Below are 17,618 nucleotides of genomic sequence, written 5' to 3'. Positions count from 1 at the left end.
GCAAATTCTGCCTGGAATCTGGTGTCGCGCCCATGCAGGCACAAACCACGTCGATCCACAGTAAAACGCTATTGTAGCTTACTTCTTCTTCTTAGGCGAAAGAACCATGATCATTTGGCGGCCTTCCATCTTCGGGAACTGCTCGACCTGGCCGTACGGCTCCAGATCGGCTTTCAGACGTTCCAGCATGCGGAAGCCAATATCCTGATGCGCCATCTCACGACCGCGGAAACGCAAGGTGATCTTGGTTTTATCGCCATCTTCGAGGAACTTGATGAGATTACGCAACTTGATATTGTAGTCACCATCATCAGTCCCCGGACGGAATTTGACTTCCTTCACGAGGATGATCTTTTGCTTCAATTTGGCTTCGTGAGCTTTCTTTTGCTCCGAATACTTAAATTTGCCGTAGTCCATCAAACGGCACACCGGTGGCTGCGCGGTAGGCGCAATTTCCACCAGGTCGACGTTTGCCTCTTCCGCCAGGCGGAAGGCTTCAGCCAAACTTACGATACCGAGTGGCTCGTTATCGACCCCGCTTAAACGCATTTCAGGGGCAGTGATTTCGCCATTGATGCGATGTGACTTGTCAGTAGCTATTGTAATTTCCTTTAAAAATCTTGTAAGACGGTCGTGCAGCGAGTTTCCTCGTCAGGCCTTGGTGTCGACTTCATGTTTGAGTCGCTCTATCAGGGCATCGACGGACATCACGCCCAGATCGACATTGCCCCGCGCCCGCACGGCCACTGTATTCGCATCCCGCTCTTTGTCGCCAATCACTAAGATGTAAGGCAATTTTTGTACGGAATGTTCACGTATTTTATAGGTAATCTTCTCGTTACGCAAATCAGCCTGTACGCGCAGCCCCGCTTTGCGCAGTTTTGTTGTTACTTCCTGTACATAATCAGCTTGAGCGTCGGAAATATTCAACACCGACACTTGTACCGGCGACAACCACAGCGGCATGGCGCCCGCATAGTGTTCGATCAGGATGCCGATGAAACGTTCCAGCGAACCGACGATCGCGCGGTGCAGCATGATCGGCACCTGGCGCGTGTTGTCCACGGCGACGTATTCCGCACCCAGACGGCCCGGCATCGACGGATCGATCTGCACCGTGCCCACTTGCCATGCGCGGCCCAGACTATCCTTCAGATGGTACTCGATCTTCGGACCATAGAACGCGCCCTCGCCCGGCAATTCCGTCCATTCCACGCCGCAGGCGCGCAAGGCCGAACGCAGGGATTCCTCGGCAAAATCCCACGACTCTTCCGTGCCGATGCGATTATCGGGGCGCAAGGCCAGTTTCACATCGATATTCGTGAAGCCGAAAGCCGTGTACACATCCATCGCCTGCTGGTGGAACGCCGTCACTTCGCCGGCGATCTGCTCTTCCAGGCAGAAGATATGGCCATCATCCTGCGTAAAGCCGCGCACGCGCATCATGCCGTGCAAAGCGCCCGACGGCTCGTTGCGGTGGCACTGGCCGAATTCGCCGTAACGCAATGGCAGGTCGCGGTAGCTGCGCATGCCATTGTTGAAAATCTGGATATGGCCAGGGCAATTCATCGGTTTCAGCGCATAGGCGCGGTTTTCCGATTCCGTGATGAACATGTTTTCACGGTAATTATCCCAGTGACCGGTTTTTTCCCACAGGCCGCGGTCGAGAATTTGCGGCGCCTTGACTTCCTGGTAGCCGTTGACCTGGTACACATTGCGCATGTATTGCTCGACTTGCTGCCAGATCGACCAGCCTTTCGGGTGCCAGAAGATCAGGCCTGGCGCTTCTTCCTGGAAATGGAAGAAATCGAGCTGCTTGCCCAGCTTGCGGTGGTCGCGCTTTTCCGCCTCTTCCAGGTTGTGCAAATACAGCTCCTGGTCTTCCTTCTTGGCCCAGGCCGTGCCATAGATACGCTGCAGCATCTCGTTTTTCGAGTCGCCGCGCCAGTAGGCGCCAGCCAGCTTCATCAACTTGAAGACTTTCAGCTTGCCCGTCGATGGCACGTGCGGGCCGCGGCACAAGTCCGTGAACTTGCCTTCGGAGTACAGTGACACTTCCTGGTCGGCCGGAATCGAACCAATCAGTTCAGCCTTGTACGCTTCGCCGATGCCCTTGAAGTACTCGATGGCTTCGTCGCGCGCGACAACCTTGCGCGTGACTTGCTCATCCTTCTTGGCCAGTTCCGCCATTTTCCTTTCGATCGCGGTCAGATCTTCCGGCGTGAACGGACGCTTGTAGGCGAAGTCATAGTAAAAACCGTTGTCGATCACGGGACCGATGGTCACTTGCGCGTCCGGGAACAATTCCTTGACGGCATACGCCAGCAAGTGGGCCGTCGAGTGACGGATCACCTCCAGGCCATCGGCGTCCTTGTCCGTCACAATCGCCAGCTCCGCGTCTTGCTCGATCAGATAGGAAGTATCGACCAACTTGCCGTCGACCTTGCCGGCCAGGGCAGCCTTGGCCAGGCCGGTACCAATATTGGCCGCAACCTGGGCCACGGTGACCGGGCCGTCAAATTGACGGGCGGAACCATCGGGAAGTCGGATTGTAAGCATATTGATCTCCATATCGGCGCTGGCGCCAGGTAAAACTGCAATGTGGTGTGAACTAAAAAACTGAAAGGAAAATGCGGACGCAAAAAAACGCGGACTAGCCGCGTTTTTCACTTTCTTGAGACAAAGGAAACCCGTTCGACTAGCGTCACTCCCAAAGCTTGGTAGTAGTTCGCGGTGTCATAACCGGGTTTACCTTTCTCTCTAACTGCATTCTGGTGGGCGGTGAGGAATTCGAATCCCCGACCCCTTGGATGTCGACCAAGTATTCTAACCAGCTGAACTAACCGCCCGTAAAACTTTTGTTGATCATTTTATTTTAAATGACCGCTTGCGGCTTGCGCCAGCTTAAAAACCATCTACTGCAAAATTCTGGTGGGCGGTGAGGAATTCGAATCCCCGACCCCTTGGATGTCGACCAAGTATTCTAACCAGCTGAACTAACCGCCCCGAAGACCAGCATTATAGAGAGGCTTTCCCAGAATGACAAGGGCTGTTTTACAGGAAACTTTAATCATTCTCCGGGCGTCAGCCTCCTTTATATGGAGGGGGCCCGCAGCGCCTTGAATGCCGCTAGAATCGGGGCATGAATTCCACCATATTAACTTGGCTGAAAACCCTGAGCCGCATCTGCGGTTTTGAAACGGCCGACTCCTTCCCGCCCCATCATCCGTATGCGCGCACGCGCTGGGACGCCGCGTATTTCGATATCGCTTCCGACGTGAAGCCTGACGAGATCGAACGGCGCATCTGCGCGGCCATCGCCAACACGCCGAGCGTCTTTGCCTACATCACCAATCCCACGCCGCGCATGCAGCGCGCGCTGCTGAACGTGATCCACGACCGGCTGCGGCGCCAGCCGGGCGCGGGCGCCACGGACTTGGTCTTGTTATTGATTAATGCCTACGCCAGCGACCACATCACGGAAGCCGTGCCGGGCCTGCGCAACCTGATCTTCAACACCCAGCACGAAGACACGAACCTGCGCGTGCATGCCATCCTGGAACTGCTGGTGGGTACCCCACGCGGTCTCGACGTGATCGACATGTAATCGTCACGCATGATTGGCGGGAACGTAGCGCGCCCGCAAGCGCATGAACGGCGTTTCCACCAATGCATATAAAAGCCAGCCCGTGGCGATGCTGACAGCGATACTGGCCAGTATCGCTGTCATGCTATCCGGCCCATAACCGATATCCCGCAAGATCGGACGCAGCAAAATGCACAGCTGCTTGTGCAGCAGATAAATCGCATACGACCACAGGGCCAGACTGGCCGCGCCCGGCACGCGCAGTTTATACAAGGCGCTGGCCGGACTGAGCGCCGCGATCAGCAGCAGGGCAAAACTGGCGGCCAGGGCCGGATAGCCGAACACCGTCACCGAATAACCATAGTGATCGGTGAGGAACACATAAAACATCAGCGCCGTGCCCGCGATTCCCGCCAGCAAGGTGCGGTTGCCATACGAGGTCAGGCGTGCCCAGGCGGCCGGATGGTAATTCTTCAGCAGCGCCAGCGCCACACCCGCCACCAGCTCGTCGAAGCGGCACCACGACGCGTAATAAATATACTTGTAATAGCCGAGGCCGCCGCGCGGCACTTGCACATATTCATCCCACAGATACGCACGCACCAGCATGCCCACGATAAAGCTGACGGCCACGGCCAGCCACGCCCACAGCAGGGACTTGCGGCAGGCGGCGATCAACAGCGCCACGGCCGGCAGCAGTACGTAGAACTGCTCTTCCACGCAGAGCGACCACGCATGGGAAAACGCCGTGCCCGGCGTCAGATTGATGTTTTGCGTAAAGGTCAGGAATTTCCACAGCGGCAATAACGCGCTATCGCCGCGAAACGCGGGCCATAAATAATACAAGGCCAGCACGGCATAGAAACTGGGCAAGGTGCGCAGGAAGCGCCGCGCATAGAAATGGGGCAAGGAAAAACCGTGCTCGCTGCGCAAGGCCGCAAAGATCTGATTGCCGATCAGGTAGCCGCTAAGGGCAAAGAACAGGTCCACGCCCGTCCAGCCTATTTCGCCCCAGAAACCGAACGCCCCGCCCTCGCTGACGAACAGCAAATAATGGTTCATGAAGACGAGCACGATTGCCAGCGCACGCAAGGTGTCGAGGCCGTACAGGCGGGAAGGACGGGAGGTGCTAAACATGGAATCGGCAAGGAAAAACAACGGTGGCGCCGATCATGCCATGCCGGGCCCGGCCATGCGCACATTTTTACGGGAGCCTGTGGCGAATCCCGCTAAAATATGCCGACCCCGCTTTCCCTTTCCCGCAACAGCATAGGATATGTCCAGCATGAGCAGCGCACTCCACTTCAAGTCCATCAACTACACGGGCCAGGGCAGCGGCCCGCGCCTGATCGTCACCGGCGCCGTACACGGCAATGAAACCTGCGGCACCAAGGGCATCCACCGCGTGATGGCTGAACTCGACAGCGGCGCCCTCTCCATCGTGGCCGGCAGCGTCACGTTCGTACCCATCACCAACCCGCTCGCTTACGCCAAGGGCGTGCGCAGCGGCGACCGCAACCTGAATCGCAACCTGTTTCCGAACGACAATCCGCAGGATTTCGAAGACAGCATCGCCAACTGGCTGTGCCCGCTACTGGGCCAGCACGACGTGCTGCTGGACTTGCACTCGTTCAATGCCGACAGCCAGCCTTTCGTGATGGTGGGACCGCGCAACAACGATGGCACGCTGCAGCCGTTCAAGCACGAGGACAAGGAACGCGCGCTGGCGCGCCGCCTGGGCGTGCGCCGCTTCGTCGATGGCTGGCTGCAAACGTATGGCGCCGGCGTACAGCGCCGCCTGGGCAGCAGCGACCAGGTGGGCATGGTCTTGCGCTATGGCGTGGGCACCACGGAATACATGCGCTCGACGGGCGGTTATGCGCTGACCCTGGAATGCGGCCAGCACGCGGACCCGGCCGCACCGGACGTTGCCTACCGCGCCATCATGAACACGCTCGCCTTCCTCGGCTTCATCGACGCGCCGCAGCCGGAAGCCATCGCCGACGCCGACATGGAAGCGCTGAACATGGTCGTCGTGCACGACAAGCTCGATGCAGGCGACCGCTTCATCAAGACCTGGTCCAGCTTTGACAAGGTGAAACAGGGCGAGCAGATCGGCGTGCGCGCGGACGGCACGCCCGTGACGGCCGAATTCGACGCCTACATCCTGTTCCCGGACGTCAACGCGCAAGCCAATGCCGAGTGGTATTACCTTGCAAGAGTCGCTGCCAGCTTTTGATTAGTGGCCGACGGATTTTGAAAACAGGTTAATCACGAGCACGCCGGCAATGATCAGCCCCAAGCCGATCAAGGCCGGCGTATCGAGGCTTTGCTTGAACCAGAACCAGCCGACGGCGGAAATGAGCACGATGCCCACGCCCGACCAGATCGCATACACGATACCGGTAGGAATGACCTTCAAGGTCAGGGACAAGCACCAGAAGGCGATGCCGTAGCCAACCACGGTGATGACGCTGGGCCACAAGCGGCTGAAGCCCTCGGACGCCTTCAAGGCGCTGGTGGCGATCACTTCGGCGACGATGGCGATGGCCAGGTAGAAATACGTCATGGCGAGGCTCATGCTGACATCCTTTATTGTGGGCTGAGCAATTTCAAGCCCAGGATGCCCGACACGATCAGGGCGATGCAGGCGATGCGCGCGGCGCTGGCCGGTTCGCCCAGCACCATGATGCCGAAGATGGCCGTGCCGACGGTGCCGATGCCCGTCCAGATGGCGTAGGCCGTGCCCAGCGGCAAGGTGCGCAAGGCCAGGCCCAGCATCACAACGCTGCCGACCATGGAAACAGCCGTCAGCACGGATGGCACGAAGCGTGTAAAACCGGCGCTGTACTTGAGGCCGATGGCCCAGCCGATTTCCAGCAAACCCGCCAATACCAGAATGATCCACGCCATACTTTTCTCCCGAGGCGGCAGGGTCGTCCCCGCCATACAGCCCCCACATCGAGCGGGGTCGTCCCCGCAGGAGCAAAGGGAAAAGTATACCATTGGGTGAAAAATCTTGCCCCAAGTACACTATCGCTAGTGCAGCCGCTCTAATCGAAAGTTGCCAAAAAACATGCACTTGGCAGCATAATTGCCGCATCCATTCACTTTCGGGAACAATGATGCTACTTCTGGCCCAGATTCTTACCGCCCTCATCCTGCTGCTGCACGTGTACATCGTGCTGCTGGAAACCGTGCTGTTCGATGCGCGCGGACGCAAGGTGTTTGGTCTGTCCAAGGAAAAGGCGGAGATCGTGCGTCCCGCCATGTCGAACCAAGGCTGCTACAACGGCTTTCTCGTCGCCGCGCTGGCGCTGGGATTTTTTCACCCGGACGCGGCCATCGCTTATGCCTTCACCGTGTTCGGCCTGGCGTGCATCGCCGTGGCCGGCGTGTGGGGCGCGGCCACCGTCATGACGCGCATCCTCTATTTGCAAACGGTGCCTGCAGTCATCGCCTTGCTGCTGTTCCACTTCGCCTGATGCCTGCCGGGGCGGCCAGCCAGCCGCCCTATCCCGCGCCGCGCCGCCTGCGCATACCTCAAATGGGTGATGTTTCCAAAAAACATGCCCGATACAATTCCTTGTAGCAATAAAAAAGATACCACCAGATACATGGTGGCACATCACAGTCCACAGGGGAAATCATGCAAGCACATCCAACCACCCTAGCCGTCACCTTGCTCGGCTGCCTCATGCTGTCCGCCTGCGGTGGCGGCGGCAGCGAAGACAGCGGTTCGGGCAGCGGCTCCACCAGCGCCGGCGGCACCAGCGGCACTTCGGCAAGCTGCCAGTACAGCAATCTGATCAGCGACTCGGAACGCAAGCAGGCCAGTGCCTGCGGCATCCAGGTATCAGGCAACTACGCCCAGGCCGATTCCGGCTACGACAGCGTGATCGCCGCCTGCAAGCTGGGAGAAAAAGCCAAGGCCGATGCCTACTACAGCGGCACGTACCAGAAAATGGTCGACTACGCGCGCAGCGTGAGCAAGGAACTCGGTTGCGGGCAAAACAATGGCCCCACCTTGCCCAACAACAGCACGGCAAGCAACTACAATTTCTGTGTCAAAAGCACCACCGTCAATGGTAAGCTCAGCTATGAAGGCGCTTGCTACGGCCCCGTCAAATCGGGCGAAGGCGGCTGCGGCAGCGGCTATAACTACGTGAGCCAGTACAGCAGCCTCAGCACGTGCACGTCCGGCGGCAAAAGCTGGCTGGAATCGCGTTAAGAAAGCCGGGCGGCCTAAGCAAAGGCCGCCCTTGTTTGTCTTGCCCACCGCTTGCCGCCATGAGGATCGCCAATGACGCCATCGCTCGCCGTCGCCAGCCAGGCACTGATTACCCTGATCTACGAAGCGGCCACGCGGCATGGCGCCTGGTCGCAATTCCTGGCCGCCCTGGCGCAACAGCTGAAGTCGCACGCGGGCCTGATCTGGGCCAATGATTTCAGCAACCGCTCGGTCGACGTCCTGCTGCCGGGCAGCGGCCTGGCCGCCACGTATGGCTTCGAATCGGACGCCATGGCCAGCTTTGCCAGCTATTACGGGGCACGCAATGTGTGGCTGGAAGACGCCTCCCTGCACCGCGAAGGCGCCGTCGTCACGGGCTCCATGCTGTTTCCCGACCATTGCCTGAAGAAAACCGAATACTGGACGGACTGGCTGCGCCCGCAAGACATCTTTTATACGGCGGCGGCCATCGTCGAACTGCGCGCCGAGCGCTCCACCAACGTCACCGTGGTGCGCCGCGAACAGGCGGGCGCCTACGACGCGGGCGAGCTGGCGCTGATCCGCAACCTGATGCCGCATTTGCAAACGGCGTTTGCCCTGCAACGCAAGCTGCGCCGGCTGGAAGTGCTGTCCCAGAGTTCCACCCAGGTGCTGGAATTGCTGCCGTTTGGCGTGCTGTTGCTCGACGCCACGTCGCAATTGCTGTACGCCAATGAGCGGGCGCTGGCCATGACGGCTTCGGCACGGCTGCTGCAACTGCGCGAAGGCGCGCCCCTGTATTGCCCGCGCGAAGCGGACAACGGCGCGCTGCGGCGCATGCTGCATGAGGCCGCGCAAACGGGCACGACGGCGACAGGCGGCCCCGGCGGCGTGCTCAATCTGAACGGACTGACGGGTGAACAGCTGCGCCTGCGCGTCACGCCCCTGCCCTCCTGGCACAGCCCGTTCGGTTCGGCCAGCGCCATCGCCGTTTTCCTCAGCGATAGCAGCGACCTGATCACCTCCCTGGCGGCCACCCTGCGCAATTTCTATGGCATGACAGTGGCCGAGGCGCGCCTGACGGAAGCGCTCGTCAATGGCTATTCCTTGCAGGAATACGCCGAGCGCCAGCGCATCTCCATTCACACGGCGCGCACGCAGATCAAGAGCGCCACCGCCAAGGCCGGCGCCCAGCGCCAGGTCGACCTGGTGCGCATCGTGCTGACAGGTCCTGCCGTGCTGCAGCGCAATCCCCTTCCTGCCTGAACCCTGCCAAAAACGGGGCGCCAGCACGCTTTTCATTTATATCGTAATATGACGATATTAGAATTTTAAAAACACGATATATACATCGCTGGAAAGCGAATTGTATATTCAGGAGAAACAATATGGATATCGACGCCATCCACAAGGCGCTGGCCAATCCAGTGCGCCGGCAGATTTTGCAATGGCTAAAGGAACCGGAGCAGCATTTCTGTGAACAGGACCACCCGCTGCACCTGGGCGTGTGCGCCGGACTGATCGACCGCCGCCTGAACCTGTCGCAATCGACGGTGTCGGCGCACCTGGCCAGCTTGCAGAAGGCGGGCCTGATTTCCACCAAAAAAGTGGGCCAATGGAGTTTCTTCAGCCGCAATGAAGCCATCATCCAGGCCTTTCTCGATCACATGCAGCAAGGTTTGTAACTGCAACCCCATCCACATCGCCGCACGCGGCATTCTCGACAGGAAAGACAACCATCATGGCAACCTTATTCGACCCCATCACCATTGGCAGCCTGCAACTGAAAAACCGCATCATCATGGCGCCGCTGACGCGTTCGCGCGCCGGCAATCCGGGCCGCGTGCCCAACGCCCTGATGGCAGAGTACTACACGCAGCGCGCTTCGGCCGGCATGATCATCTCGGAAGCGACGGCCGTCACGCCGCAGGGCGTAGGCTACGCCGACACGCCAGGCATCTGGTCCGAGGAACAGGTGGAAGGCTGGAAACACATCACCAAGGCCGTGCATGACGCGGGCGGCTTGATCGTGCTGCAACTGTGGCACGTGGGCCGCATTTCCGCACCGCTCTTCCTCGACGGCGACCTGCCCGTGGCGCCCAGCGCCGTCAAACCGGCCGGCCACGTGAGCCTGGTGCGCCCGCAACAGGAATTCGTCACGCCGCGCGCGCTCGATACGGAAGAGATTCCCGGCATCGTGGCAGCCTACCGCCTGGGCGCGGAAAATGCGAAAAAAGCGGGCTTCGACGGCGTGGAAATCCACGGCGCCAATGGCTATCTGCTCGACCAGTTCCTGCAAGACAGCACCAACTTACGCACCGACAACTACGGCGGCTCGATTGAAAACCGCGCCCGATTGATGCTGGAAGTGACGGACGCATGTATCGAAGTATGGGGCGCGGACAAGGTCGGCATGCATCTGGCGCCGCGCCGCGATGCGCACGACATGGGCGATTCCGACCCGCGCGCCACCTTCGGCTATGTGGCGCGCGAACTGGGCAAGCGCGGCATCGCCTTCATCTGCGCGCGCGAAGCGCTCGGCGACGACCGCCTGGGCCCGTACCTGAAGCAGGAATTCGGCGGCGTGTACATCGCCAATGAAAAAATGGACAAGGCGGCGGCCGAAGCCCTGCTGGCCAAGGGTGAAGCCGATGCCGTGGCCTTTGGCCTGTGGTTCATCGCCAACCCCGACCTGCCCATCCGCCTGCACAGCGACGCGCCACTGAACCCGCTGAACCCGGCCACCCTGTACGCACCGGACGCAGCCGGCTACACGGACTATCCGCCGCTGGCGGCCCACGGCTGAACGGCACCCTGAGCAGCAATGGGCTGCTCCTCCCCCTGGCGGCGGGCGCAACGATACCAACGCAACTGATTGCGTGACGGTCGCGGCGCCCGCCGTTTTTGTCTGCCCTTCAGCGCCATCGGCGCCGTGCCGGCCGTGCCGGACGGCGCGCCTGCACGCTGCTGAAGACACGGCGTATCACCTCGGCCGGCACCGCGTGCTCGCGCAGGTAGGCCGTCGCCACCGTTCGTCCCAGCGCATGATGAAACGCCACGCCCCGCTCTACGAGCTCGGCCATCACTTTGTCCGTTCGGACTTGCTGCCCATGTACATCATCGATATTGTTTTTCATGCCATGGCTCCCTATCGGGTGGATCAACCTTGCATCAAGTTTTGACCACATTGTGCGCATTTAGTGCCAGACACAGTGGCAAAGCATCGTTAAAATAGCAGCGGCAATCGCCCCGACACCGCATGAATAGCGGCCTCGGCTGCTTGTCGCCACCGCCAGCCCCGTATAGAATGCCTGCGCAGAATTTTTGCTTCAAGGAAAATGGCCACTAGCGCCATCCCATCAAGAACAGTGTCACTGAAGGGTATCAATGGACGATTTATTTGTACAAGCGGGCGACTTGCCGACCTGGCACCAGCGCTGCGCGCTGCGCGTGCTGCACCTGTTCGGCTGGCGCATGCGCTTTCGCCCCTTGCCGGGGCCGCGCGGCATCGCCGTCGTCTACCCGCACACGTCCAACTGGGATTTCATGGTGGGCCTGTTCGGCAAATGGGCGCTGTCGCTGCCCTTCCGCTGGCTGGCCAAGGATTCGCTGTTCCGCGGCCCGATGGGCAAGGTGCTGCGCTACCTGGGCGGCGAACCCGTCGACCGCAGCACCACCAGCGGCACGATACAGCGCCAGGCCGAACGCATGCTGGCCGCCGACTGGTACTGGCTGGCCATCACGCCGGAAGCGACGCGCAGCTACCGTCCAAACTGGAAAAGCGGCTTTTATCACCTGGCCGTGGCGGCCAAGGTGCCCTTGCTGCTGGTCTACATCGACTACCCGAACAAGGTACTGGGCGTCGTCGATCATTTGTATTTGACGGGCGACAAGGACGCCGACATGGCCGCCATTGCCGCCGTGTATGCGGGCCACCAGGGCTTGCACCCGGAAAACGCGGCGCCCATCGTGCTGTCGGAACGTCGTCCCGGCGCCTAAGCAACTCCCATCAGCACCACGCCGGCGGCGGTCAAGGCTACGCCGGCCACGCGCAGCATGCGTTCGGCCAGTACCTGACCGGTGAAACGTCCCGCACACAGCAGGACAGCCGAGGCCAGCATGAAGCCGCAGGCGGCCGAGGCGGCCGGTAATTCCTGGCCGTGCGCATTGCCATGCGCCAGCGCGAACACACCCACCAATCCCATGCCGAGCCAGTTCGGCAAGGCCAGCGCCAGCGCGATGGCCAGTCCTACGAGCGCCACCGTGGCGGCGATGCCCGTTTCCAGCCCGGGAATGCTCAAGCCCGCCATGCCGGCCAGCGCGCCGAGCAGCATCATGCCGAGAAATGTGGCAGGCTGGGCCAGGCCGCGGCGCTGCTGGCCGCCCCAGATACCCACGCCCAGCATGGCCAGCAAATGGTCGATGCCCGTGAACGGATGGGCGAAACCGGCCAGGAATCCCGCGCTTTCGCCGTGGCCGGGGTGGGCCATGGCGGGCATGGCCAGCAGGCACAGGGCCGCCACGGCGGCTGTTTTTCTCATCAGTCTTGCAGTCATTGCAGCTCCTTGCCTGGTTGATCGAGCAAACCTTGCTCGCGGATAAAATCGATGACGACCTGCACGCCGTCGCCGCTGCGCAGGTTGGTAAATACGAAGGGGCGCTCGCCGCGCATGCGCCTGGCGTCCTGCGCCATCACGTCGAGGTTGGCGCCCACGTACGGCGCCAGGTCCGTCTTGTTGATGATCAGCAAATCGGAACGGGTGATGCCGGGCCCGCCCTTGCGCGGGATTTTTTCGCCGCCCGCCACGTCGATCACATAAATGGTGAGGTCCGACAATTCCGGGCTGAAGGTGGCGGCCAGATTGTCTCCGCCCGATTCGACGAGGATCAAATCAAGGTTGGGGAAATCTGCCTGCATGCGCGCGATCGCTTCCAGATTGATCGATGCATCTTCGCGGATGGCCGTGTGCGGGCAGCCGCCCGTTTCCACGCCCATCAGGCGCTCGGCCGGCAAGGCGTCCGCGCGCAGCAGGATTTCCATGTCTTCCTTGGTATAGATGTCGTTCGTGATGACGGCCATGTCGTAGCGCTCGCGCATGCCCTTGCACAGCATTTCGCACAGGGCCGTCTTGCCCGAGCCGACGGGGCCGCCGATGCCCACGCGCAGCGGATTGGAGGTGATCGATGTCATAGTATGGTCTCTCGTTGTTGTGTTCAGGAACGGTACAGGCGGCTGTACTGCACTTCGTGGCGCATCGACAGCAGCGACAGGCCGGGCGCCCAGTTGCCCATCTCGTCGTCTTGCAAGGTTTGCGCCGTCAACGCCGCCGCTTCCAGGTCCGGCCGCAGCGACAGCAGCAATCGCTGGCCAGCCACCTGCCCCAGCGGCACGGATTTCACGCACACGAGGACCTGGTTTTCCGCCCACGCGAACAGCATGGCCAGCAGCGCTTGCTCGCGCGGAATGGCCAGCGCCGCCACGGCGCAGGCATAGGCCGTCGGCAGGGCCACTTCCGCCTGTCCCTGCAGCATGTCGATCAGCACGCCGTCGGCCACGCCCAACTCGGCCAGCAGCTTGGTCAATGAATATCCCATCTGGATGGTCTCGGCGCGAAATTCCGCCGTGTCGCGCGAAGCGATGAAACGCTCGCTCCAGCGCTGCACGGCGCACAAATCCTGTTCTTCAAACGCCTGCATCAGCCGCCAGCACAGCGGTGCCTCCCAGCGCGACACCACATGCGCCAGATGCTCGGCGATCCAGCTACGCGCCATGACCGCGTCGCTCACCAGGCCGGATTCGAGCGCCGCTTCCAGACCCTGCGAATAACTGTAGGCGCCGATCGGCAGGGCCGGACTGGCGAACTGCAGCAGGTGCAGCAGGGCCGACGCCTGCATCATGCAGCGCCTGGCACATCGCCGGGACGGTGGATTTTCTGCCGCAGCGGCACGGGCGCCAGCAAGTGTTGGCCGTGGCCGTCGTGATGACCATGGCCGCCGCCGTACGCACCCGCCTCCGGCTCGAACGGCGCACTTTCTTCCGTCACCATCGCCTGCAAGCCTTCGAGCATCTCCTTCAGCACGACGTCCTTGCGGATGCGCAGAAAGCCATCGCCCACCTGCGCCTGCGTGTGGCGGTTCCCCAGGTGAAAAGCGCAGCGCAGCAAGGTGTGGGCATCCGCGCACCGCACCAGATAGGTCGGTTCGCGCGCGGCGATGATCTGCACCACCTGCCCTTCCGGCCCGGTCATGCGCTCGCCGTCGCGCAGCACCGTGCCGCGCACGGTAAACACGGCCACGTCGTCGCCATTCGACAGCACGGCGCGCAACCGGCATTTTTCGCGCTGGTCGTAGGGCAGAACCAGTTGCGCGGTGGGTACCCGCTCATCGTCGGGACCTAATTTGGTATGCAAAGTCAGCATGCTTGTCTCCCACTTAAAATAGAAAATAGCGCTGCGCCATCGGCAGCACGGCGGCCGCCTCGCACACGAGCAGCTGGCCGTCGGCGCGCACGGCATAGGTTTCCGGGTCCACTTCCATGTGCGGCGTGGCGCTGTTGTGGATCATGTCGTGCTTGCGCAAGCCGCGCATGTTCTTCACAGCGATGACGGATTTGTTCAGTTTCAGCTGATGCCCGATATCGAGGTCGTAGGCCGCCTGCGAGACAAACGTAAACGACTTTTTCAGGCCGCCGCCGAAAGCGCCGAACATCATGCGGTAGTGCACGGGCTGCGGCGTGGGAATTGAGGCGTTCGGGTCGCCCATCTGCGCGGCCGCGATCATGCCGCCTTTTAAAATCATCGACGGCTTGACGCCGAAAAAGGCCGGTTTCCACAGCACGATATCGGCGATCTTGCCCGCTTCGATGGAGCCCACCACGTGCGAGATGCCATGCGTGATGGCCGGGTTGATCGTGTACTTGGCGATATAGCGCTTGGCGCGGAAGTTGTCGCTGCGCGCCGTGTCGGGCGCCAGCGCGCCCCGCTGCACCTTCATCTTGTGCGCCGTCTGCCAGGTGCGCATGATCACTTCGCCGACTCGGCCCATCGCTTGCGAGTCGGACGACATCATCGAGATGGCGCCGATGTCGTGCAGGATGTCTTCCGCGGCGATGGTTTCGCGGCGAATGCGCGACTCGGCAAAGGCCACGTCTTCGGCAATGGCCGGGTCCAGGTGGTGGCACACCATCAGCATGTCCAGGTGCTCGTCGAGCGTATTGACGGTAAACGGGCGCGTGGGATTCGTCGACGAGGGCAACACGTTGGCTTGCCCCACGGCGGCGATGATGTCGGGCGCATGGCCGCCGCCCGCCCCTTCCGTGTGAAACGTGTGGATGGTGCGGTCCTTGAAGGCGGCCAGCGTGTGTTCCAGGAAGCCGCCCTCGTTGAGGGTGTCGCTGTGCAGCGCCACCTGGATATCCATGCGGTCCGCCACCGACAGGCAGTTGTCGATGGCAGCCGGCGTGCTGCCCCAGTCTTCGTGCAGTTTCAGGCCGATGGCGCCCGCGCGCACTTGCTCGACCAAAGGCAGCGGCAAACTCACATTGCCTTTGCCCATGAAGCCCAGGTTCATCGGGAAGGCATCGGCCGCCGCCAGCATCGCGTGCAAGTGCCACGGTCCCGGCGTGCAAGTGGTGGCGGCCGTGCCGACGGCCGGTCCCGTGCCGCCGCCCAGCATGGTGGTCACGCCGCTCATCAGCGCTTCCTCGATCTGCTGCGGGCAAATGAAGTGAATGTGCGTGTCGACGCCTCCAGCCGTGACGATCATGCCTTCGCCGGCGATGATTTCCGTGGCGCCGCCGATGGGCAAGGTCACGCCAGGCTGGATGTCGGGGTTGCCCGCCTTGCCGATGCCGAAAATCAGCCCGTTTTTCAAGCCGATATCGGCCTTCACGATGCCCCAGTGGTCGAGGATGACAGCATTCGTGATGACGGTATCCATCACCTCGGCCGCGCAGCGCTGCGACTGGCCCATGCCGTCGCGGATCACCTTGCCGCCGCCGAATTTCACCTCTTCGCCGTAGATCGCATAGTCATGCTCGATCTCGATGAACAATTCCGTGTCGGCCAGGCGGATGCGGTCGCCCTTGGTGGGGCCGAACATTTCGGCATACGCGCTGCGGGGAATACTGGCCATCTCAATCCTTTCCCGGTGGAGTGTCTTGCAGTTCGCCCATCACTTCGCCGTTGAAGCCGTAGACCTTGCGCTCGCCCGCCAGCGCCACCAGTTCCACGGTGCGCTGCTGGCCCGGTTCGAAGCGCACGGCGGTGCCGGCCGTGATGTTCAGGCGCATGCCGTAGGCGCGCCAGCGCTCGAACGCCAGTGCCGGGTTGACTTCAAAAAAGTGGAAGTGCGATCCGACCTGGATCGGCCGGTCGCCCCGGTTGGCCACCACCACGGTGGCCGTGGCGCGCCCGGCATTCAAGCTGATTTCGCCTTCTTCCAATTGGTATTCGCCTGGTGTCATGACGGACTCCTTCTCAAAAAAAACTACGGTATCGGGTGGTGCACGGTCACCAGCTTGCTGCCATCGGGGAAGGTCGCTTCCACCTGGATGTCGGGGATCATCTCGGCGATGCCGTCCATGACGTCGGCGCGCGAGAGGATCTTGGTACCGTCCGACATCAGCTGCGCCACCGACTTGCCATCACGCGCGCCTTCCATGATGGCCGCGCTGATCAGGGCCACCGCTTCCGGATAATTCAATTTCAAACCGCGCGCCAGGCGCCGTTCGGCCAGCAGCGCGGCCGTAAAAATGAGCAGCTTGTCTTTTTCTCGGGGAGTCAGGTCCATGGTTTTCCTTGCGCTTCTTTCCTGCGCTTCTTTCGTGATTAAGTGTTCCAGATGCGGGGCACGACGGCGTCGCGCCCCAGCATGGCGGGGCGCAGCAGCTGCCAGGCGGTCAGCATGATGCGGCGCGCCGCCTCGCTGTCGCCGCACAGCAGGCGCACCACCACCAGCGATTTCATGTGCGTGGCGCCAAACGCGGCGCCGGCCGGCACGCCGATCTCGCGCACGGCAGCCAGCACGGCAGGCGTAACTTGTGTGCCGACGGCGATCAGGGTGGCGCACACGGTGTGGCCCCCCAATCCCAGCGGGCTGGCCATCAGTGCGCCACCGGCCGCCAGCACGCCCTGCTCCCACCACAGCAGCTTGCCGCCGCGGCGTATCCGCACCTGCTGGCTGATGCTGCCCGTGTTGAAAACTTCGCCCGAGGCGCTGCGGCCCAGGCAGATGATGTCGCAGCCGATGTAGCTGGCGTCCGGCGCCAGTTCGACTTCGTGGCGCAGGCGCACGCAGGCCTGGTCGAAGAAGATGCTTTCCTGCGGCAGCCACTCGATGGCCGCGCCGCTACCGGCGCGCAGCACGATGTGCTGGCCCGAGACGTGGCCGTTGGCGCGGTACCACTTGGCCGCGCCCGGCGACGTGAGCAAGGCGCGCGCGCCCTCGCCCACCGTGACGTCGACGGCCAGCTGGTCGCCGCCCACCACGCCGCCGGGTGGATGGATGATGATGGCGTGGCAGACGGCATCGCCTTCCGGGTACAGGGGCTTTTGCACGCGCAGGGGGCCGCTGTGCGTGCGCTCGACGAGGCGGCTGACGCCATCGTGCAGCGCAAAGCCCAGGCGCAAATGCGCCTGCCAGGCGCCGTGGGCGCTGGCTGGTAAAGGCGTGGCTGGATGGGGACTGTCTGGCATGCAGGGCAATCGCGTAAATAAGCGATTACCTAAGCAGGATATGTGCCAGCGTCAGGGGATGGAAAAGTGAGAATCGCGCACCGCGCTGCAGCGGACGCACCGGCATGGTGCATCGGCCGCACCGCAG

22 protein-coding genes and 2 tRNA genes are annotated in these 17,618 nt (G+C 61.7%); 8 read left to right on the top strand and 16 right to left on the bottom strand.

Going from position 1 to position 17,618, the window contains the following annotated elements:
* Nucleotides 1-78: 78 nt before the first annotated feature.
* The 4 genes from infC to GYK42_RS05920 all read right to left on the bottom strand — a co-directional run bounded on the left by infC (nucleotide 79) and on the right by GYK42_RS05920 (nucleotide 3,006).
* Nucleotides 79-639, bottom strand: coding sequence for a translation initiation factor IF-3 (gene infC, locus GYK42_RS05935; protein ID WP_205711303.1), 561 nt, complete (start codon nucleotides 637-639; stop codon nucleotides 79-81).
* Between the two features lie 12 nt (nucleotides 640-651).
* Nucleotides 652-2,559, bottom strand: coding sequence for a threonine--tRNA ligase (gene thrS, locus GYK42_RS05930; protein WP_166446728.1), 1,908 nt, complete (start codon nucleotides 2,557-2,559; stop codon nucleotides 652-654).
* 213 nt (nucleotides 2,560-2,772) lie between these two features.
* Nucleotides 2,773-2,849, bottom strand: a tRNA-Val gene (locus tag GYK42_RS05925).
* An 80-nt stretch (nucleotides 2,850-2,929) separates the two neighbouring features.
* Nucleotides 2,930-3,006: transfer RNA gene (locus tag GYK42_RS05920), tRNA-Val, on the bottom strand.
* Between the two features lie 136 nt (nucleotides 3,007-3,142).
* Here GYK42_RS05920 and GYK42_RS05915 point away from each other — a divergent pair.
* Nucleotides 3,143-3,607 (top strand): hypothetical protein, encoded by a 465-nt coding sequence (locus GYK42_RS05915; RefSeq protein ID WP_166446727.1) that lies wholly within the window; start codon nucleotides 3,143-3,145, stop codon nucleotides 3,605-3,607.
* 3 nt (nucleotides 3,608-3,610) lie between these two features.
* Here GYK42_RS05915 and GYK42_RS05910 read toward each other — a convergent pair whose 3' ends face one another.
* Entirely contained in the window at nucleotides 3,611-4,723 is a 1,113-nt protein-coding gene (locus GYK42_RS05910; protein WP_166446726.1) for an acyltransferase family protein, read from the bottom strand.
* A 139-nt stretch (nucleotides 4,724-4,862) separates the two neighbouring features.
* Between GYK42_RS05910 and GYK42_RS05905 the strand changes: the two genes are divergently transcribed.
* A complete protein-coding gene (locus tag GYK42_RS05905; protein ID WP_166446725.1) occupies nucleotides 4,863-5,825 on the top strand; it encodes a succinylglutamate desuccinylase/aspartoacylase domain-containing protein in 963 nt (320 codons plus the stop codon).
* Here GYK42_RS05905 and GYK42_RS05900 read toward each other — a convergent pair whose 3' ends face one another.
* Both GYK42_RS05900 and sugE read right to left on the bottom strand, forming a co-directional pair.
* Nucleotides 5,826-6,155, bottom strand: coding sequence for an SMR family transporter (locus GYK42_RS05900; protein ID WP_205711302.1), 330 nt, complete (start codon nucleotides 6,153-6,155; stop codon nucleotides 5,826-5,828). It abuts the gene before it with no gap.
* Between the two features lie 23 nt (nucleotides 6,156-6,178).
* The gene (gene sugE / locus GYK42_RS05895) at nucleotides 6,179-6,499 is read right to left on the bottom strand and encodes a quaternary ammonium compound efflux SMR transporter SugE (protein ID WP_166446723.1); all 321 of its coding nucleotides are present in this window, start codon (nucleotides 6,497-6,499) and stop codon (nucleotides 6,179-6,181) included.
* 209 nt (nucleotides 6,500-6,708) lie between these two features.
* Here sugE and GYK42_RS05890 point away from each other — a divergent pair, with 209 nt between their 5' ends.
* From GYK42_RS05890 to GYK42_RS05870, 5 genes are all read left to right on the top strand, one after another.
* Nucleotides 6,709-7,071: a DUF1304 domain-containing protein gene (locus tag GYK42_RS05890; RefSeq protein ID WP_070258088.1), complete on the top strand. Its 363-nt coding sequence runs from the start codon at nucleotides 6,709-6,711 to the stop codon at nucleotides 7,069-7,071.
* 164 nt (nucleotides 7,072-7,235) lie between these two features.
* A complete protein-coding gene (locus GYK42_RS05885; protein WP_166446636.1) occupies nucleotides 7,236-7,817 on the top strand; it encodes a hypothetical protein in 582 nt (193 codons plus the stop codon).
* Nucleotides 7,818-7,889: 72 nt separating this feature from the next.
* The gene (locus GYK42_RS05880; RefSeq protein ID WP_166446722.1) at nucleotides 7,890-9,062 is read left to right on the top strand and encodes a helix-turn-helix transcriptional regulator; all 1,173 of its coding nucleotides are present in this window, start codon (nucleotides 7,890-7,892) and stop codon (nucleotides 9,060-9,062) included.
* 122 nt (nucleotides 9,063-9,184) lie between these two features.
* A complete protein-coding gene (locus GYK42_RS05875; RefSeq protein ID WP_166446721.1) occupies nucleotides 9,185-9,481 on the top strand; it encodes an ArsR/SmtB family transcription factor in 297 nt (98 codons plus the stop codon).
* 56 nt (nucleotides 9,482-9,537) lie between these two features.
* The gene (locus tag GYK42_RS05870; protein ID WP_166446720.1) at nucleotides 9,538-10,602 is read left to right on the top strand and encodes an alkene reductase; all 1,065 of its coding nucleotides are present in this window, start codon (nucleotides 9,538-9,540) and stop codon (nucleotides 10,600-10,602) included.
* Between the two features lie 109 nt (nucleotides 10,603-10,711).
* Here GYK42_RS05870 and GYK42_RS05865 read toward each other — a convergent pair whose 3' ends face one another.
* On the bottom strand, nucleotides 10,712-10,879 hold the full coding sequence (locus GYK42_RS05865; RefSeq protein WP_166446719.1) for a hypothetical protein: 168 nt from the start codon (nucleotides 10,877-10,879) through the stop codon (nucleotides 10,712-10,714).
* A 304-nt stretch (nucleotides 10,880-11,183) separates the two neighbouring features.
* Here GYK42_RS05865 and GYK42_RS05860 point away from each other — a divergent pair, with 304 nt between their 5' ends.
* The gene (locus GYK42_RS05860; RefSeq protein WP_166446718.1) at nucleotides 11,184-11,795 is read left to right on the top strand and encodes a 1-acyl-sn-glycerol-3-phosphate acyltransferase; all 612 of its coding nucleotides are present in this window, start codon (nucleotides 11,184-11,186) and stop codon (nucleotides 11,793-11,795) included.
* Here GYK42_RS05860 and GYK42_RS05855 read toward each other — a convergent pair.
* From GYK42_RS05855 to GYK42_RS05820, 8 genes are read right to left on the bottom strand one after another with little or no spacing between them, the layout of a single operon-like run.
* Nucleotides 11,792-12,337: a HupE/UreJ family protein gene (locus GYK42_RS05855; protein ID WP_166446717.1), complete on the bottom strand. Its 546-nt coding sequence runs from the start codon at nucleotides 12,335-12,337 to the stop codon at nucleotides 11,792-11,794. The two genes, GYK42_RS05860 and GYK42_RS05855, sit on opposite strands and share 4 nt — an antisense overlap.
* A gap of 11 nt (nucleotides 12,338-12,348) precedes the next feature.
* The gene (ureG, locus tag GYK42_RS05850; protein ID WP_086144768.1) at nucleotides 12,349-12,987 is read right to left on the bottom strand and encodes an urease accessory protein UreG; all 639 of its coding nucleotides are present in this window, start codon (nucleotides 12,985-12,987) and stop codon (nucleotides 12,349-12,351) included.
* A gap of 23 nt (nucleotides 12,988-13,010) precedes the next feature.
* Nucleotides 13,011-13,691, bottom strand: a complete 681-nt coding sequence (locus tag GYK42_RS05845; RefSeq protein WP_166446925.1) for an urease accessory protein UreF — start codon at nucleotides 13,689-13,691, stop codon at nucleotides 13,011-13,013.
* On the bottom strand, nucleotides 13,691-14,215 hold the full coding sequence (gene ureE / locus GYK42_RS05840; RefSeq protein ID WP_166446716.1) for an urease accessory protein UreE: 525 nt from the start codon (nucleotides 14,213-14,215) through the stop codon (nucleotides 13,691-13,693). Before ureE ends, GYK42_RS05845 begins: the two co-directional genes overlap by 1 nt.
* 13 nt (nucleotides 14,216-14,228) lie before the next feature.
* Nucleotides 14,229-15,929, bottom strand: a complete 1,701-nt coding sequence (gene ureC / locus GYK42_RS05835) for an urease subunit alpha (protein ID WP_166446715.1) — start codon at nucleotides 15,927-15,929, stop codon at nucleotides 14,229-14,231.
* 1 nt (nucleotide 15,930) lies between these two features.
* Nucleotides 15,931-16,260: an urease subunit beta gene (locus GYK42_RS05830; protein ID WP_034751935.1), complete on the bottom strand. Its 330-nt coding sequence runs from the start codon at nucleotides 16,258-16,260 to the stop codon at nucleotides 15,931-15,933.
* Between the two features lie 23 nt (nucleotides 16,261-16,283).
* Entirely contained in the window at nucleotides 16,284-16,586 is a 303-nt protein-coding gene (locus GYK42_RS05825; RefSeq protein WP_034751936.1) for an urease subunit gamma, read from the bottom strand.
* A 38-nt stretch (nucleotides 16,587-16,624) separates the two neighbouring features.
* The gene (locus GYK42_RS05820; protein WP_166446714.1) at nucleotides 16,625-17,491 is read right to left on the bottom strand and encodes an urease accessory protein UreD; all 867 of its coding nucleotides are present in this window, start codon (nucleotides 17,489-17,491) and stop codon (nucleotides 16,625-16,627) included.
* Between the last annotated feature and the right edge of the window lie 127 nt (nucleotides 17,492-17,618).

Source organism: Janthinobacterium lividum (assembly GCF_011601275.1).
GTDB classification, from domain to species: domain Bacteria; phylum Pseudomonadota; class Gammaproteobacteria; order Burkholderiales; family Burkholderiaceae_D; genus Janthinobacterium; species Janthinobacterium lividum_E.
The sequence above is the reverse complement of the archived record's forward strand: the minus strand, read 5'-3'. Positions and strand labels throughout refer to the sequence as shown.

Excerpts from the sequence above, each read along its gene's own strand:
- thrS (WP_166446728.1), bottom strand. The coding sequence starts at position 2,559 with ATGCTTACAATCCGACTTCCCGATGGTTCCGCCCGTCAATTTGACGGC.
- GYK42_RS05915 (WP_166446727.1), top strand. The coding sequence starts at position 3,143 with ATGAATTCCACCATATTAACTTGGCTGAAAACCCTGAGCCGCATCTGC.
- GYK42_RS05910 (WP_166446726.1), bottom strand. The coding sequence starts at position 4,723 with ATGTTTAGCACCTCCCGTCCTTCCCGCCTGTACGGCCTCGACACCTTG.
- GYK42_RS05905 (WP_166446725.1), top strand. The coding sequence starts at position 4,863 with ATGTCCAGCATGAGCAGCGCACTCCACTTCAAGTCCATCAACTACACG.
- GYK42_RS05900 (WP_205711302.1), bottom strand. The coding sequence starts at position 6,155 with ATGACGTATTTCTACCTGGCCATCGCCATCGTCGCCGAAGTGATCGCC.
- sugE (WP_166446723.1), bottom strand. The coding sequence starts at position 6,499 with ATGGCGTGGATCATTCTGGTATTGGCGGGTTTGCTGGAAATCGGCTGG.
- GYK42_RS05890 (WP_070258088.1), top strand. The coding sequence starts at position 6,709 with ATGATGCTACTTCTGGCCCAGATTCTTACCGCCCTCATCCTGCTGCTG.
- GYK42_RS05885 (WP_166446636.1), top strand. The coding sequence starts at position 7,236 with ATGCAAGCACATCCAACCACCCTAGCCGTCACCTTGCTCGGCTGCCTC.
- GYK42_RS05880 (WP_166446722.1), top strand. The coding sequence starts at position 7,890 with ATGACGCCATCGCTCGCCGTCGCCAGCCAGGCACTGATTACCCTGATC.
- GYK42_RS05875 (WP_166446721.1), top strand. The coding sequence starts at position 9,185 with ATGGATATCGACGCCATCCACAAGGCGCTGGCCAATCCAGTGCGCCGG.
- GYK42_RS05870 (WP_166446720.1), top strand. The coding sequence starts at position 9,538 with ATGGCAACCTTATTCGACCCCATCACCATTGGCAGCCTGCAACTGAAA.
- GYK42_RS05865 (WP_166446719.1), bottom strand. The coding sequence starts at position 10,879 with ATGGCCGAGCTCGTAGAGCGGGGCGTGGCGTTTCATCATGCGCTGGGA.
- GYK42_RS05860 (WP_166446718.1), top strand. The coding sequence starts at position 11,184 with ATGGACGATTTATTTGTACAAGCGGGCGACTTGCCGACCTGGCACCAG.
- GYK42_RS05855 (WP_166446717.1), bottom strand. The coding sequence starts at position 12,337 with ATGAGAAAAACAGCCGCCGTGGCGGCCCTGTGCCTGCTGGCCATGCCC.
- ureG (WP_086144768.1), bottom strand. The coding sequence starts at position 12,987 with ATGACATCGATCACCTCCAATCCGCTGCGCGTGGGCATCGGCGGCCCC.
- GYK42_RS05845 (WP_166446925.1), bottom strand. The coding sequence starts at position 13,691 with ATGCAGGCGTCGGCCCTGCTGCACCTGCTGCAGTTCGCCAGTCCGGCC.
- ureE (WP_166446716.1), bottom strand. The coding sequence starts at position 14,215 with ATGCTGACTTTGCATACCAAATTAGGTCCCGACGATGAGCGGGTACCC.
- ureC (WP_166446715.1), bottom strand. The coding sequence starts at position 15,929 with ATGGCCAGTATTCCCCGCAGCGCGTATGCCGAAATGTTCGGCCCCACC.
- GYK42_RS05830 (WP_034751935.1), bottom strand. The coding sequence starts at position 16,260 with ATGACACCAGGCGAATACCAATTGGAAGAAGGCGAAATCAGCTTGAAT.
- GYK42_RS05825 (WP_034751936.1), bottom strand. The coding sequence starts at position 16,586 with ATGGACCTGACTCCCCGAGAAAAAGACAAGCTGCTCATTTTTACGGCC.
- GYK42_RS05820 (WP_166446714.1), bottom strand. The coding sequence starts at position 17,491 with ATGCCAGACAGTCCCCATCCAGCCACGCCTTTACCAGCCAGCGCCCAC.